This window comes from Domibacillus sp. F004, assembly GCF_057814295.1.
In genome coordinates this window covers 311,816-327,400 of sequence record NZ_JBVATB010000003.1, presented here as the reverse complement: position 1 = coordinate 327,400, position 15,585 = coordinate 311,816, and the positions used below count along the sequence as shown (strand labels likewise).

General features: G+C 41.6%; 18 protein-coding genes and 1 riboswitch. Of the genes, 15 read left to right on the top strand and 3 right to left on the bottom strand.

All coding sequences use genetic code 11. The features are described 5' to 3' along the window. Positions 1-32 precede the first annotated feature (32 nt). Positions 33-1,388 (bottom strand): arsenic transporter, encoded by a 1,356-nt coding sequence (locus ACZYRN_RS10200; RefSeq protein WP_488911449.1) that lies wholly within the window; start codon positions 1,386-1,388, stop codon positions 33-35. Between the two features lie 258 nt (positions 1,389-1,646). Between ACZYRN_RS10200 and ACZYRN_RS10195 the strand changes: the two genes are divergently transcribed. From ACZYRN_RS10195 to ACZYRN_RS10185, 3 genes are read left to right on the top strand one after another with little or no spacing between them, the layout of a single operon-like run. Beyond that, positions 1,647-2,219 (top strand): IMEF encapsulin system ferritin-like cargo protein, encoded by a 573-nt coding sequence (locus ACZYRN_RS10195; RefSeq protein ID WP_488911448.1) that lies wholly within the window; start codon positions 1,647-1,649, stop codon positions 2,217-2,219. Between the two features lie 15 nt (positions 2,220-2,234). Then, the gene (locus ACZYRN_RS10190) at positions 2,235-3,089 is read left to right on the top strand and encodes a family 1 encapsulin nanocompartment shell protein (protein WP_488911447.1); all 855 of its coding nucleotides are present in this window, start codon (positions 2,235-2,237) and stop codon (positions 3,087-3,089) included. After that, positions 3,082-3,432, top strand: coding sequence for a 2Fe-2S iron-sulfur cluster-binding protein (locus ACZYRN_RS10185; protein ID WP_488911446.1), 351 nt, complete (start codon positions 3,082-3,084; stop codon positions 3,430-3,432). The genes ACZYRN_RS10190 and ACZYRN_RS10185 overlap by 8 nt, the downstream gene beginning before the upstream one ends. A gap of 117 nt (positions 3,433-3,549) precedes the next feature. On the opposite strand, the gene ACZYRN_RS10180 is transcribed toward ACZYRN_RS10185, so the two are convergent. Further along, entirely contained in the window at positions 3,550-4,029 is a 480-nt protein-coding gene (locus ACZYRN_RS10180; RefSeq protein WP_018392159.1) for a hypothetical protein, read from the bottom strand. 395 nt (positions 4,030-4,424) lie between these two features. On the opposite strand from ACZYRN_RS10180, the gene ACZYRN_RS10175 reads away from it, so the two are divergent. The 3 genes from ACZYRN_RS10175 (at position 4,425) to ACZYRN_RS10165 (ending at position 6,685) form a co-directional block, all read left to right on the top strand. Next, complete coding sequence (locus ACZYRN_RS10175) at positions 4,425-5,240, top strand: basic amino acid ABC transporter substrate-binding protein (RefSeq protein ID WP_488911445.1); 816 nt, start codon at positions 4,425-4,427, stop codon at positions 5,238-5,240. 70 nt (positions 5,241-5,310) lie between these two features. Beyond that, complete coding sequence (locus ACZYRN_RS10170) at positions 5,311-5,976, top strand: amino acid ABC transporter permease (protein WP_488911444.1); 666 nt, start codon at positions 5,311-5,313, stop codon at positions 5,974-5,976. Further along, on the top strand, positions 5,963-6,685 hold the full coding sequence (locus ACZYRN_RS10165; RefSeq protein WP_488911443.1) for an amino acid ABC transporter ATP-binding protein: 723 nt from the start codon (positions 5,963-5,965) through the stop codon (positions 6,683-6,685). Before ACZYRN_RS10170 ends, ACZYRN_RS10165 begins: the two co-directional genes overlap by 14 nt. 40 nt (positions 6,686-6,725) lie before the next feature. Here the strand turns inward: ACZYRN_RS10165 and ACZYRN_RS10160 are convergent, their stop codons facing one another. After that, positions 6,726-8,423 carry an AAA family ATPase gene (locus ACZYRN_RS10160; protein WP_488911442.1) on the bottom strand — a complete coding sequence of 566 codons (1,698 nt, stop codon included), beginning with the start codon at positions 8,421-8,423 and terminating at the stop codon, positions 6,726-6,728. 227 nt (positions 8,424-8,650) lie between these two features. On the opposite strand from ACZYRN_RS10160, the gene ACZYRN_RS10155 reads away from it, so the two are divergent. The 9 genes from ACZYRN_RS10155 to ACZYRN_RS10115 all read left to right on the top strand — a co-directional run bounded on the left by ACZYRN_RS10155 (position 8,651) and on the right by ACZYRN_RS10115 (position 15,540). Continuing rightward, complete coding sequence (locus tag ACZYRN_RS10155; RefSeq protein WP_488911441.1) at positions 8,651-9,088, top strand: peptidylprolyl isomerase; 438 nt, start codon at positions 8,651-8,653, stop codon at positions 9,086-9,088. 68 nt (positions 9,089-9,156) lie between these two features. Then, positions 9,157-9,471 carry a metal-sensitive transcriptional regulator gene (locus ACZYRN_RS10150; RefSeq protein WP_488911440.1) on the top strand — a complete coding sequence of 105 codons (315 nt, stop codon included), beginning with the start codon at positions 9,157-9,159 and terminating at the stop codon, positions 9,469-9,471. Position 9,472: 1 nt separating this feature from the next. After that, a riboswitch (TPP riboswitch) is annotated at positions 9,473-9,578 on the top strand. A 53-nt stretch (positions 9,579-9,631) separates the two neighbouring features. Next, a complete protein-coding gene (thiW, locus tag ACZYRN_RS10145) occupies positions 9,632-10,126 on the top strand; it encodes an energy coupling factor transporter S component ThiW (protein ID WP_488911439.1) in 495 nt (164 codons plus the stop codon). A gap of 5 nt (positions 10,127-10,131) precedes the next feature. After that, positions 10,132-10,938, top strand: coding sequence for a hydroxyethylthiazole kinase (gene thiM, locus ACZYRN_RS10140; protein WP_488911438.1), 807 nt, complete (start codon positions 10,132-10,134; stop codon positions 10,936-10,938). After that, positions 10,935-11,738: a bifunctional hydroxymethylpyrimidine kinase/phosphomethylpyrimidine kinase gene (gene thiD, locus ACZYRN_RS10135; protein WP_488911437.1), complete on the top strand. Its 804-nt coding sequence runs from the start codon at positions 10,935-10,937 to the stop codon at positions 11,736-11,738. Before thiM ends, thiD begins: the two co-directional genes overlap by 4 nt. Then, positions 11,738-12,376, top strand: coding sequence for a thiamine phosphate synthase (thiE, locus tag ACZYRN_RS10130; RefSeq protein WP_488911436.1), 639 nt, complete (start codon positions 11,738-11,740; stop codon positions 12,374-12,376). The genes thiD and thiE overlap by 1 nt, the downstream gene beginning before the upstream one ends. A gap of 355 nt (positions 12,377-12,731) precedes the next feature. Next, positions 12,732-13,601, top strand: coding sequence for a cytochrome c oxidase assembly protein (locus tag ACZYRN_RS10125; protein WP_488911435.1), 870 nt, complete (start codon positions 12,732-12,734; stop codon positions 13,599-13,601). A gap of 104 nt (positions 13,602-13,705) precedes the next feature. Continuing rightward, complete coding sequence (locus tag ACZYRN_RS10120) at positions 13,706-14,470, top strand: FixH family protein (RefSeq protein WP_488911434.1); 765 nt, start codon at positions 13,706-13,708, stop codon at positions 14,468-14,470. Positions 14,471-14,637: 167 nt separating this feature from the next. Then, positions 14,638-15,540 (top strand): diacylglycerol/lipid kinase family protein, encoded by a 903-nt coding sequence (locus ACZYRN_RS10115; protein ID WP_488911752.1) that lies wholly within the window; start codon positions 14,638-14,640, stop codon positions 15,538-15,540. Positions 15,541-15,585 lie beyond the last annotated feature (45 nt).

The following is a 15,585-nucleotide window of genomic DNA, read 5'->3' as shown; positions in this document are numbered from 1 at the left end:
CTCTTTTGGACGTTTTTTATGATCCGAACCGATCAGGCAAAAACCATCTGAACCCAATAAAATAGTAAGAACAAGGTTATCACCGTTGTAATTGGGATGACAATTAACGATACACTTAAATAATCTTTCCATGTTACATTAATGTTATTACGTCTTAAAATGTCCATCCAAATAAGAGAGGCAAGCGTTCCAATCGGTAATAATAAAGAGCCCATATCACTGCCGATAATATTTGCGAGATAAATGGTTTTTAATGTGATCGGATCCAGTCCCATCTCTGTTAACGTAATCGTTCCGATCATTAAAGCCGGATGATTATTAAAAAAGTTAGATAATAGAGACACTAGTCCTCCCATAATGAAGCTCGCTTGAAGTAATCCTTGCTTTACAATGGGCTCACATACATTTACAAGAATCTCTGTCAAACCCGCATTGTGAAGTCCATAAATAATTACATACATGGAAAAGGCGAAAATAAGAATGTGCCACGGTGTCTTTTTCAAAATATCAATGGGATTTGTCCGCAAATGATACCATCTCCATGCCAGAAGGGCAAATGAGCCAAGAACAGCTACCACTTCAATGGGAATAGAAATGTAGGAGGCTACAAATAGCAAACACCGCATGATAAAGACAAATAATAAAATTCTTAGCATAAAGGTTGTGCGTTTACGTTTCGTATCAACGGAAAGGGTGCCTTTTAATGGGTGAAAGTGCTGCATGAAAAACATGTCTTCTATATCATACGTTATACCTGGCAAGGTTTTAGGTAATTTTTTCTTGATGACGATAAACATGAACCAAGACATAAACAACAATCCTAAAGTAGCAGGTACGAACATCATGGCTGTATGCATATAAAGAGTCATATGGACAATTTTTAAGGCAATTAAGTTGACGATATTACTAACGCCAATAGGTGCGCTCGAAGCTGTTGCAATCAAAGCCCCACTTAAAAGATAGGGAAGCTGTTCGTGCGGTTTTAGCCGTAGGTTTTTTAGGAGTAAAATTAAAATTGGAGTTGTAATGAGAATGCTGCCATCATTGTTAAATAGAAGAGTCATTAAAAAACATAATAACTGAATGTACCAATAGAGGCGGTAACCAGAACCTCTTGCTAAGACTGCAAGTCTTGCAGCCGCCCAATGGAAAAAACCGAAACTTTCCAAAATGACAGCCATGACAATCGTGGCCATAATGGTAATCGATGCGCCGCCGATTTTATTGATAATATCTGTAATATCCTCATAAGAGACTATTCCCGTCAGCAAAATAATCATTGCTCCAATAGATGCGGGCCATGCTTCATTTATTCCCCCTGGCCGTAAAAAGATAACAACCATCGTCATAATAAACACCAAAATCGTCATTCCAATATCGAAACTCATGTCACTTTCTCCTTTTTGTAAAGGGTACTAAGCCAAATGCCCCCTTCTTGTCCGAATTATTATTATATGTATATTCAGCTCTATTAAAATGAACTGGATAACGGACCTATTCTTTTAAATTAATGTGTGTATTTAATATAAATGAAGAGTGAAAAGCCTAGTGGGCTAACTCCTTTTGTCCTTTTCTGCTGTAATTTTTGCCACCTGGGTACTTCACAGATTATAATAGGGATAGCAATTAATTAGGAGGTGTACGTGTTGAAGGATGAATTAACTGAATTTTACAACATTTTCACTGACACGAAAAAAGACATTGAGAGCTTTATGGCAATGCTTGATCCGGTTATTAATCATGCGAATGACGACCATGAACGGCTTTATTACCATCATATTTATGAAGAAGAAGAGCAACGGCTTTCGCGTCTTGCTGAAATGATCCCGCTTATTGAAACATTTCAGGCAGGGAAAGGCGGAGATTTCGTCCCATCAAACAATACGTTTAACCGTTTGCTGCAGGAACTGAATTTAGAAAAATTTGGTTTACACAACTTTGTTGAACATCTTGATCTAGCCTTGTTTCAGTTCAAAGATGCAGAAAGACAGGCAAAGTTATCTGAAATGCGTAGTGCGAACCACAAGAGCTATCAATTCGTAAAAGAAAAGCTTGCTGGCATTAATGCCCGTTTTGATACCGGTTATACAGACCCTCATGCACATCACGATGAACATGGTGACCATTTAGATCATCATGCTCATGCCGAACCGGCCGCTAAAGCTCCTATTCAAAAAACGAAACGTTCATTTACCGTTGGATCATTGATCTCAAAATAAGGAGGAGAGACTTTTATGAATAAAGCTCATTTGTATCCGGACGCACCACTTTCAGCAAGCGATTTCGATGAACTGGACCGCATCATTATTGAAGCGGCGAAAAAACAATTAACAGGACGCCGGTTCATTGAATTGTATGGCCCGCTTGGACGTGGTGTACAAAGCATTCACACGGACGTTTTCGCTGAAAAAAGCGCAGCTCATATGGATTTTCAAGGTTCATTTGATACAGAGATTGAATCAGCACGCCGTGTAAATTACACGATTCCACTATTATACAAAGATTTTGTTTTATACTGGCGTGATATTGAGCAGGCGAAAACGCTTGATATACCAATAGATTTTTCATCCGCATCTAATGCCGCCCGCGATGTGGCATTGCTGGAAGATGGAATGATTTTCCATGGGGCGAAGCAATTTGGTATACCAGGATTAATGAATGTTAAAGGACGCCAGACGCATTTAATTAGCAATTGGTACGAATCGGGAACTGCCTTTCAGGATGTTGTAGATGCACGTGGGAAATTAATGGAGATGAACCATAACGGTCCTTATGCCCTCGTTTTGTCACCGGAATTATATGCACTCTTGCACCGTGTTCACCGCGACACAAATGTGCTTGAAATTGAGCATGTGCGTGAGCTTGTGACAGACGGCGTATTCCAGTCGTCTGTACTAAAAGGGAAGACAGGTGTGCTTGTGAATACAGGGCGTAACATTCTGGATCTTGCTATTTCAGAAGACTTTGAAACAGCATATCTCGGCGAAGAAGGGATGAATCATCCGTTCCGTGTATTTGAGACGGCTGTACTTCGCATTAAACGTCCGTCTGCCATATGTACATTCGCTGATCCAAAAGACGATGAATAAGAAGAAGTGGACAGTCGGTTCGCTCATTCCAGGAATGGAAACCGTACGGGAAGTGCCTGTCCAGGTTGTAGAAGAAAAAAAAGTGGACAAGACAGCACCGGTCGTTGAGATTCGGCAGGACAGTGTTTCTTGCTCGGTCCCGGTTAAATCAGGCGTCATTTTACTTGACGGTGCACTCGAGCAAGGTTGTGGCATTAAATATAAATGCCGGAAAGGGACATGCGGCGTCTGTACAGTTGATATATTGTCGGACAGCGATCATCTGTCATCGCGAAATGAAGCCGAACAAAAAAAGCTTGGACAGTCAGCGAAACGGCTTGCTTGCCAGGCCGTGATGAAATAACAAAAATCCGCCCTAGATATAATGGGTGGATTTTTGTTAAGTTAAGTCTAAATATTGGAAAGGAAGCTGTGGAGTATTACAGGATGCAATGATCAAAAGCCCCCGAATCGTTAGCTGTCAAGCGTAGCGGCGTTTGTCTATCAGGACAAGATTATTCTCGACCGTAAACGGCAATACGACATCCCGTTTTTCGATTTCATCAACACTCACATCACGAACGATTTTAAGCGCTTCTTTTTTAAACGAATTCGTTACAAATCCTTCATTCACTTCACAAAGTTTACGTAAGTAGCGGAGTGTTTCTTCTGTCATCATTTCACGGACTGACACATTTTTAAGCTGGCAAATGAGCTTGTGACGAAGTCCTCTCATCACACCAATTTGATCAACATGTGCTGTGACATTTTCACCGTTCTCTGCAATGAAGCTAAATGAAATATATTTTCCCTGTGACAAATCGACATTTGTAAAGACCGGATTCATGTATGTTTCACCGGATGCAAGTGTAATAGACTCAGCTTCCGCAGCACCGCCAAGTTTACGGCTGTTCGCAATGACCATATGGATATCTTTGAGTCCATGCAGCATTCCATTCATCGAGCGTCCCTCATTCCATCGTCGTTGTTGTTACCTCATTTTAAAGGGAATGATAATCATTGTCAATAAAAAACAGGCTTGAGTTATCTTATTCTTCAATAGTATCATTTAGAACCTTTAATGCTTCTTGTATACGTAGAAAACCGTTATATCGAGTGGATCCCTCATTTGTCAAAATGATTCACAATGCATCCCCGCATGCTTACGACTGTTTATAAATCTGAAAATTCTTTATTTATGCAAAATTTATTCATCCAATCAAGGAAATTAACGGGAATATATCGATTTTAATGAATATCAATGCATAAAAATAAGTTTTTCGGCGAAAAATGATTGAAATACAATCGATAACGCGTTATTATTTTAGTATACAAAAAAAGAGAGGGGTTATCATCATGACATTCACATTTAAAAAAGCAACAATCGCGATAGCTGCTAGTTGTTCACTGCTCTTGTCTGCATGTGGAAGCGGCGGCGAACAACAAAGCGGTTCAGAAGATAAAAAAGTATTAAATGTTGGAACGGAAGCAACTTTTGCCCCGTTTGAATTTATGGATAAAGGCGAAGTATCCGGTTTTGACGTGGATCTTCTTAATGCAGCGGCAGAAGAAGCGGGATATGAAGTCGATATTAAAAATACAGGCTGGGATGCGATGCTTGCAGGGTTGCAAAGTGATCAGCTTGATATCGGAATGTCTGGTGTCACCATCACAGACGAGCGAAAAGAAACGTATGATTTCTCAACCCCTTATTTTGAATCTGTCAGCATGATTGTCTTTAAAGAGGGTACGAATATTACGAAGGCAGAAGATTTAAAAGGAAAGAAGATTGGTGTTCAAAACGGGACAACAGGTCAAATTGCAGCAGAAGCGATTGTCGGTAAGAATGACAGCTCTATTTCAAAATATGAAGCAGCAGCTCTGACATTTCAGGCGCTTCAAAGCGGTGACGTAGAAGCGGTCGTGACGGATATTGCAGTTGCACTTGAATATGTGAAAAACAATCCAGATGCAGGCGTTAAAACAGTCAGTGACGAGCAATTTACGCCAGAATACTATGGAATTGTTTTCCCGAAAGGCAGCGAATTGAAAGCAGAGTTTGACGAAGCGTTAAACACACTTTATGAAAATGGAACGTATACGGAAATTTATAAAAAATGGTTTGACGAAGAGCCAAACCTCGATGTATTAAAAGAAGCAGCAGTGCAATAAATAAAAATCAAAAACGGCTGTCCCTTTTTTATGGACAGCCGTTTTTGGCGGAAGAAAGGAGAAAAATAGTATGGATTTTCGTTTTGAAATCGTTCAGGATTACATGCCGTTTTTCTTGAAAGGAATGGCCGTAACAATTGGCGTATCGCTTGCTGGCGTATTAATAGGTCTTATTCTAGGCTTGTTTATTGCTCTTGGTAACATGTCTTCGAATAAACTTATTCGGCTGCCATTTAATATTTATATTAATATTTTTCGGGGGACGCCGCTGCTTGTTCAATTGTTAATTATTCATTTTGGGATTGTACCGATGTTTATGTCCCCTTCGAATCCACTCGTCTCACTCATTATAGGACTCTCATTAAATTCTGCAGCATACATTGCTGAAATTTTTCGAGCAGGTATTCAATCGATTGATAAAGGCCAGATGGAAGCAGCCCGTTCTCTTGGTATGACGCGTGTGCAAGCAATGAAACTTGTTATTTTGCCTCAGGCAGTGAAACGCGTTATTCCACCGCTTGGCAATGAATTTATCGTTCTGTTGAAAGAATCTTCTCTCGGATCCGTTCTTGCGGCACCGGAGCTCATGTATTGGGGGCGTGCAGCAGCGGGGCAGTATATTCGTATTTGGGAGCCGTATTTAACTGTTGCTCTTATTTACTTAGTGTTGACACTATCTCTTACGTACTTGATGAACTACGTTGAAAGGAGAATGAAAACTGATGATCTCCGTTAAAAACTTAAAAAAATCGTTTGGGAATAATGAAGTTTTAAAAGATATTTCACTGGATGTTGATTCGCAGGAAGTCGTTGTTGTGATTGGGCCATCCGGTTCCGGGAAATCAACGTTTATTCGTTGTTTAAATATGCTTGAGACGATTAACGGGGGTCAAGTCCTCATTGATGGGAAAGATTTAACCGATAAAAACACAAACATTAATGCTATTCGCACGGAAGTCGGTATGGTATTTCAACACTTTAATTTATTTCCCCATAAAACGATTCTTGACAATATTACGCTTGCACCGATAAATGTACGGAGAATGAAGAAAAAAGAAGCCGAGGAAAAAGCAATAGAGCTGCTGACGAAAGTTGGTCTTCAAGAAAAAGCATCGGCTTATCCTGAGTCCCTTTCCGGGGGACAAAAGCAGCGCGTGGCGATTGCCCGAGCGCTTGCAATGGAGCCGAAAATTATGTTGTTTGATGAACCAACTTCGGCACTCGATCCAGAAATGGTGGGTGAAGTGCTTGAAGTCATGAAACAGCTGGCGAAAGATGGAATGACAATGATCGTTGTCACACATGAAATGGGTTTTGCTCGTGAAGTGGGGGATCGTGTTGTTTTCATGGATAACGGCTACATTATCGAGCAAAATGAACCGACAGCGCTGTTTGATAAGCCGCAGCATGAACGAACGAAAGCATTTTTAAGCAAAGTGCTTTAACGAAAAAAAGGAGGTCTCCGGCACCCGGAGACCTCCTTTTTTAAAATTGGTGAATAAGCGCTTCGATTTCAATTCCTTCAAGTGTTTCCTGCGTCATCAGTGCTTCAACGAGCCGGTCAAACGCCGTTCGGTGTTCTTCAATAAGGGTTTCGGAACGTGCTAATGCCAGTTCAAACAATTCAATCATTTTTGTTTCTTTGTCGGATTGTCGGAATGTAATGGTAAACCGATCTTGAAAAATACCGGTATCCACCATCCGTGCTAAAATTTGTTTCGCTTGCTGCACGTCACCGCTGACACCGATGGAGTGTTCACCGAGATAAAGCCGTTCTGCTACACCACCGGATAAAATCATTGCCACTTGGTCAATAAGTTCACTTGCCGTTGATAAGTGAAGCTCTTTCGGAACAGGTGCTACATAGCCAAGGGCATGTCCACGCGGAATGATCGTCGCTTTTCGGACGGACCCTGGCTTTGTGAGTGCGGCAACAAGAGCATGTCCCGCTTCATGAATCGCCACGCGCCGTTTTGTAGCTGGATCGGCGAGCGGACGTGTTGACGTGCCGAGAATGGTCCGGTCAAGCGCATAGTCAAAATCTTTCTTTTCAATTGTGTCACGGCCGCTCCGGATCGCGCTTCTGCTAGCTGTTTCAAATAAAGCAGACAGTTCAGCGCCGGAAAAGCCGACGGTTGCTTCAGCTAAATCATGCAGCATGGCGGCGGCGTTGTCCGTCATATTTTTGCCGCGCGCATGAATGTCGATAATTTCTTTCCGGCCTTTTGCATCGGGAAGTGTCACATGAAACGAGAAATCGATGCGGCCGGGACGAAGAAACGCTTCATCCAGCATATCTTTCCGGTTCGTTGCAGCAATGAAGAGCAGTCCGTCGTTATCGTGGCCGCCGTCAAGCTGCACGAGCAGTTCGGTCAATGTTTTTTCGCCTTCTTCACCGCCATTTGTTTTCCGGCGGCCGGCCAGCGCATCCACTTCATCGATAAAAATGACAGCTGGTTTTTGTTTCCGTGCTTCTTTAAACAGGTTGCGTACACGTGATGCGCCGACGCCGACAAATAATTCGGTAAAAGCTGATCCACTCGATGAGAAAAAGGCAGCGCCCATTTCACGGGCAATGGCTTGAGCAAGCAATGTTTTCCCCGTACCGGGCGGCCCATACAATAAAATGCCACGCGGCGGTTCGATGCCAAGTCGTGTGGACAAGTCTTTTTCTTTCAAAATGGAAAGAGTTTGCATGATGTCTTCCTTCATTTCATCTGACAAACCGCCAACGTCCTGTAATGTAATATTCGGCAGTGGACGGGCATGAGAGACACTATTTTTCATTGAATGGGCAACGCCAACGCCGCCTTTCTTGCGATAAATATAAAACCCGATTCCTGCAAGGACTAAAATGAACCCAATAGCAATCCAAGTTTCATACGCTTCTGCTTTTACATATTCATAGCGGATATTGTATGTTTCGTTCAATCGATCCACAGCTATACTTCCGGGCGAAATATAAGACGTATATTCTCCACTTTGCGTGGAAATATGAAGAGTACCATCCGGATGTTCTTCTAGTCCGACCTCTTGTCCTTTTTCTTTTTGGATAATGTTTTCCAGTGACGAAAATGGAATAACGGTCGTTTCATTTGTTTTCTGTACATACCAGAATACGCCGGCTGCAAGCAATAAAAACAATATAACTGCTTTCCACAGCAATCCGGGACGTGTCTTCATCACTATCACACTCCCATTTCTAGAATACTTCTATTATATGAAAAAAAGAGCCATCTTGAAAGCGGAAAACATTTCACAAAAAGGTAGAAGTAAAATGAATAGAGGAAAAAACAAAATGATGCGTCATAGAAGGCAAAGGCATGGTGAAAAGCTCTCTGCTTTTTTTATGACGGTAATAATGTTATCATGAAGACTGATTAATTTTATCTGAAATGGAGATGTTTGTTATGGCTAAAAAAGGTACGATTGAAATGGAAAATGGCGAAAAAATTGAGATTGAATTTTTCCCAGAGGATGCTCCTAACACAGTAGCGAATTTTGAAAAATTAGCGAATGAAGGTTTTTATGATGGGGTTATCTTCCACAGAGTCATTCCGGGATTTGTTAGCCAAGGCGGCGACCCTACTGGTACGGGGATGGGTGGAAGCGGCACAACAATCAAATGTGAGACTGCGAATAATCCTAATAAACATGAGGCAGGCAGCTTATCAATGGCTCATGCAGGTAAGGATACAGGTTCAAGTCAGTTCTTCTTAGTACATGAGCCGCAACCTCATTTAGATGGAGTTCATACTGTCTTTGGAAAGATTACATCAGGCTTAGAAACAGCTAAAAACATGAAACAAGGCGATAAAATGAAAAAAGTAACTGTATTTGAAGCCTAATCCGTGTAGACCGGCCCCGTGCCGGTCTTTTTTATGCTATTATAGTTAGCATAAGAGGAGTGACGGCCATGATGGAAGAACATGTGGCATGTGCTGCCGATGAGCAGAAAAGCCACCATCCTGAAAGTGTCAAAAAAAATCTAGTAAGTCGTTTGAATCAAATTGAAAGACAGATACCCGAAATAAAAAGCATGATTGAAGAAAATATGTACTGTGATGATATTGTTACGCAAATTGCAGCGACACAGACTGCGTTAAACAATGTAGCATCGGTTCTTTTAGAAGGGCATGTAAAAACATGTGTAACTGAACGCATCCAAGAAGGCGATCTCGAAGTCATCGAAGAACTTATTGTTACTGTACAAAAATTAATGAAAAAATAAACAGGACTACTGGGGGTGCCGAAATAATGGCTGAGAGGGAATGCTCTTCCTAACCCCAACTACCTGATCCGGTTAATACCGGCGTAGGGAAGTAGCAATCACTGACGAAAAACCAGATCAGGCGCATTGCTGATCTGGTTTTTTGTATGGGAGGAATTTTATGTTTTCAACGAAAAACATGGCAATCATGGCACTGTTGACAGCCATCGCAGTACTTGGCGCCACATTTATTTGGTTCCCGGCAGGTGTGGCCAAAGCGTATCCTGTGCAGCATGCGATTAATGTATTGTCTGCAATTTTGCTTGGACCGGGTCCAGCTCTTGTCATTGCTTTCATGACAGCTGTTATTCGAAATTTGTTAGGAATCGGATCACTTCTTGCGTTTCCTGGAAGTATGATTGGCGCACTGCTCGCCGGTTATGCTTATAAGAAGTGGAAGAAGCCTTCCTTTGCGGCGGCAGGTGAAATTATCGGAACGGGCGTATTAGCGTCTCTTGTATCGGTGCCGATAGCAAATCTATTTTTAGGGACGGAGGCCGCTGCTCTCTTTTTCATGCCAGCTTTTCTCATCAGCAGTATAACAGGAGCTATTCTCGGCGTTATCTTATGTATTCGGTTACAGAAAACAAAGCTTTTTAAAAAAGAGGAAGGATGAAATAGATGAACAATGAATTTGCAGCGACATTGCTTGAGCGTGTTAGAAAAAATAAACCGCTCGTACATAATTTAACGAACACAGTCGTTTCAAACTTTACAGCTAATGGTCTGCTCGCACTTGGTGCCTCACCGGTAATGGCTGATGCTGTGGAAGAAGCAGCCGATATGGCGAAAATCGCAAGTGCAGTTGTGTTAAATATTGGTACGTTAACAGCATCCAAAGTCGATGCTATGATTTTAGCAGGAAAAGCAGCGAATGAAGCGGGTGTTCCTGTATTATTTGATCCAGTTGGAGCAGGTGCAACGCCATACCGGACTAAAAGTGCAAAACAAATTTTAGCGGAAGTCCAGGTGAACATTTTGCGCGGAAATGCCGGTGAAATCGCCGTGTTATGTGGACAATCAATTCAAGTAAAAGGCGTGGATGGCGGCGGAAATGCGAATGTGCGTCTTCTTGCAAAAGAAGCAGCTGACCTGCTTGGCGTCACGTGCGTCATCACTGGAGCGGAAGACGTCGTGGCAGGAAATGAATCGTTCATCATTCAAAATGGCGATCCTATTTTAACGAGCGTGACAGGAACCGGTTGTTTGCTTGGCGCTGTAATTGCGGCGTTTTGTGCGGTTGAAAAAAACTACGCAAAAGCGGCAGCGGCAGCGCTTGCTTTTTACGGAGTAGCAGCTGAGCGCGCAGTGGAAACATCGGGGCCAAATCGTCCGGGCACATTTTCGGCCGCATTTTTAAATGAATTGTCGTTAACAGGAAAAGAGGAAATCATTCAACAAGCGAAATGGGAGGAATGGAAGCAATGACGATATATAAAGCATTAACCATTGCTGGTTCAGACAGCGGGGGCGGAGCAGGAATTCAAGCTGATTTAAAGACATTTCAAGAGCTCGGTGTGTTTGGCACATCTGCTTTGACAGCTGTCACTGCACAAAATACACTCGGTGTTCATGGTGTGTATCCAATGAGTGTAGAAGCGATTGAAAAGCAGATTGATGCGGTTGCGTCCGATATTGGTGTTGATTCATTGAAAACGGGCATGCTGTTTTCAGCCGATATTATTGAAGCCGTCGCATTGAAAATAAAAGCACATCAGTTTACAAACGTCATTGTGGATCCTGTCATGATTGCCAAAGGAGGGGCACCGCTTTTACAGGAAGAAGCGATGGAAGCCTTAAAAACAAAATTGTTGCCGCTTGCCCTTGTCGTGACACCGAATATTCCGGAAGCAGAAGCGATCTCAAAGCGAACGATTAAATCGGAGCAAGACAAAAAAGAGGCAGCAAAAGTAATTGCGGCACTCGGTGTGAAGAATGTGCTTATTAAAGGCGGACATGACGAAGGGGCATTGACATATGATTTGCTGTACGATGGTAAAGAATTTCACACATTTACAGGAAAACGAATTGACACGAAAGATACGCATGGAACGGGTTGTACATTTTCGGCTGCGATGACAGCGGCGATCGCAAAAGGGGCCTCTGTGCGGACGGCGGCTGAAACAGCCAAACATTTTATTCAAGCGGCGATTGAAGATGGAATTAATATTGGCAGCGGTCATGGTCCCACCAATCACTGGGCGTATCAGCAGCGAGGTAAACGTTAATGGAAAGAGAACAGCTGGCTGTGTACTTTATCGCAGGTACACCTAACTGCAGATGGTCGATTGAAGAGACACTGAAAGCGGCGATTGACGGAGGCATTACGATATTTCAATTTCGTGAAAAAGGAAAAGACGCATTGACAGGAAGCGCAAAAAAAAAGCAGGCTATTCGTCTGCAAGCTATTTGCCATGAAGCGAATATCCCATTTATTATCAATGACGATATTGAACTTGCGATGGATATTGGCGCAGATGGTGTTCATATTGGACAGGAAGATGAATCAGCTTCGAGCGTTCGTGATAAAATAAAAGGAGGTATTATCGGCGTATCCGTTCATACGATGGAAGAGGCAAAAAAAGCAATCGCAGATGGCGCTGATTATGTTGGAACTGGTCCCATTTATCAGACGAGTACGAAAACAGATACAGGACCGGTGGCAGGAACGGAACTTATTAAATCGATAAGAGATCAACATCTTGCTATCCCAATCGTAGGCATTGGTGGTATTACCATTGATAATGCAGCTCCCGTTATCTTGGCAGGGGCAGATGGTGTCTCTGTTATTTCAACAATCAGCCTTGCACCCAATGTAAAACAGGCAGCCATAGAACTGAAAGCGGCTGTTGAAAGCAGTAAATAAAAAAGAACGATGTCAAAGCTATTTTTATCAATGGAAAAGATAGGTGCTTAATAGCCCTTCATCATCGAATAATGTAATTAAGGAAAGGTGTTATAAATGTTGTTTTTAACAACATTTATAACACCTTTCCGTTTTTTACAATACTTAAAATATACAGTTTAATATGATTAATCTTAATTAATGATTTTATACGAATCCCTTTATATACAAGTAATTTTTTAATATATGCAATGAATGCTATCAAATTTCAGATGATGATTAATCGATAAATAACGATGATATAGAACAAAGAAACCATGCCGATCGAATAAGAGAGTAACAAATGTTAACACTATAAGAAAAAAGGAGTGATCACATGTTTATGGATATGTTGTTTAGCGGTCAATCATTATGGAATCCACCCTATTTGATAGGGGTGACTTGCTTGGCTATACTGTATATCATTTTATTGAAAGCCTTTACAAAAGTAAAAGGGTATCAAAAACAACCCCTTCTCTTTTTCTTGAGTCTCTTTCTCTTTTACGTTATTATAGCCAGTCCTTTATCAGCAATGGGCCATCTCTCATTCAGTATGCATATGATACAGATGAGTATTTTATATTTTATAATTCCTCCTGTTTTTTTATTGGGAATTCCTGAGCCGTTATTTCAGAAAATACGAAAAATTTCACTGATTAGAAAGATAAGCAAGTTCTTTTTACCGCCGATGATGTCTTTAATTGTTTTTGCAGTATTGTTTTTTATCTACCATTTGCCAGTTGTTTTAGATGTGATTTTACAAAATTCCTTTCTTCATAATGGCTATATGGTACTGCTAATCACATTATCATTTAGTATGTGGTGGCCTCTTGCATCACCAGACCCAAACCAGCGTTATTGTACAGGTCAAAGCAAACGGTATGCCTTTTTGAACGGGATGATTCTAATGCCTGCTTGCTTACTATTCATTTTCAGTGCTTTTATAGATGGAGTGAGTAACCCTAATCTTATGCAGCTTACATTAGAACTTTGTCTGCCATCTTCATCCTCTGTTCAAGAGATGTTTCCTTCTCCGTTTAATATTAAGTATGATCAACAATTAGCAGGAATTTTTATGTTGGGCATGCACAAATTCGGATTGAAGATGACTTCTCATTTCGGGAATAAAGTGTTAGACCCTTGGAATGAAAAAGAATGCTCATGTGTACTTCCTTCTTTTTATCATCATCGATTTATGAAACATTGAAGCAAGATGAAGAGGTGATGGAGATTTTAATTGGCAAATGAGATAATAGGTAAGGTGTGATGTAAACTGTAAAATAGAGATAAGTAAAAGCAGGGGGGATACATATGCAAAAAAAATATTGGTTAGGTATGTTGGTCCTAGTCATAGCTATGCTTGCTGCGTGCAGTGAAGGAGAAAAAGAGAACGTGCAGGAATCCGAAGTCCCACAGGTGCTTAAGGTTCAATTGGACGTACCAGAAGCTGTTGACGTAAATGGAAAAGTAGCAATGAAAGCCATTGTCACACAAGGGAGCGAAAAAGTAGCCGATGCAGATGAAGTAGAGTTTGAAGTATGGGAAGAAGGAGTAAAAGAAAAAAACAGGATGATTAAAGCGGAAAATAAGAATGATGGTACGTATGAAGCGGAAACAGCATTTGATCATGATGGTGTCTTTACAGTACAGGTGCACGTAACAGCAAGAGGACTGCATACAATGCCGAAAACGTCTGTTACGGTCGGAACGGGTGCTGCTCATGATGAAGCTATTCAGAAAGAAGAAGAGCAACATGAATATGGACACGGAGAAAGTGAGACAGGCTTTTCTATGCATTTTGTGGAGCCTGACGGTGTGGAGGCTGAAAAAGAAACAAGTTTAACCGTCCATTTGCAAAATGAAGAAGCTCCATTGGAAAAAGCCCAAGTCCGCTATGAGATTTGGAACAACAGCAATGCTGAAAAACATACATGGGCTGATGCGAAAGAAACGAGTCCAGGCGAATATACAGCGGGCTATACATTTACGGAAGCCGGGGCGTTCACTGTGAATGTTCATGTGGAAAATGACGAAGGACTACATGAACATGAAGAGCATCATGTGGAAGTAAAATGATAAATAACTTAAGTAATGCTTGTCATAAAGTAGAACTTTTATCAGTGAATAGGCTCACAAGACATGCGTTATGAAGCAATACTTGAGTAACCAGGGGGTCAAGCTTGGCCCGAATCAATCAAGCCTTTAAGGGCAGTTAATCTGCGGTATAGAAGTGAGTGATATAAATTTATCTTATTATTGTCAATCCATCATCCGGAAATGGAAATGCCCGGTCGCTCTGGATAAAAGTAGAGCGGATCCTAAAAAAGAAGCGCGTTCAGTATGATGTACTGATTGGCGGTTCAGAAGCATCAGCACGCGAATTTGTCTGGAAAAAAATGCAGGAAGTAAAAGTGAAAGCTATAGCGGTCATTGGCGGTGACGGAACAGTCAATGCCATTTTGCAAGATGTTGTTTATACGGATACGGCGATCGCTGTTTTACCAGCAGGTTCAGGTAACGATATTGCCCGTATTTTCGGGTTAACGGATCACCCAGGTCAATTTGTAGATCAGCTGCTCACCGCCCGCAAACGAAAACAAATTGATGTAATGAGAGTGAATACAAGCTATGGCTTAACGGTCGCAGGAGCAGGACTTGACGCAGATATTGCGCAGCGTGTGAATAGAGCAAAGTATAAAAAATGGTTGAGTAAGTTGGGGGCCGGTACATTTAACTATATGATTGGTGCAATTTTATCGTCTCTTTCATTTAAACCATTTAAAAGTACAATTATGATTGACAATGACGAGTATGTATCAGAGGAAACGTGGCTGCTTGCATGCGGGAATATATCTTCCTATGGTGGGGGACTCGTTATTTGTCCGTATGCACACCCGATCGATGGCGTATTAGATGTGACGATGCTTCATACAGTGAAACGGACAAATATTCTTTTTCGGCTGTTCCCGGCACTATTGCGAGGCAACCCCATTTTAACGCAAGGTGTTACGTATAAAAAAGGGAAAGTCGTAACCATCCATACAGACAGACCGATTTCCGTTATGGTTGATGGAGAACAGGTCGGGACAACCCCCGTTCAAATCACGGTTCATGCAAAAGCACTTGAGTTCATTGTAACAACATAAAAGAGACGCTTCGCAGTTTGCGGAGCGTCTCTTTTTTATCTCTTT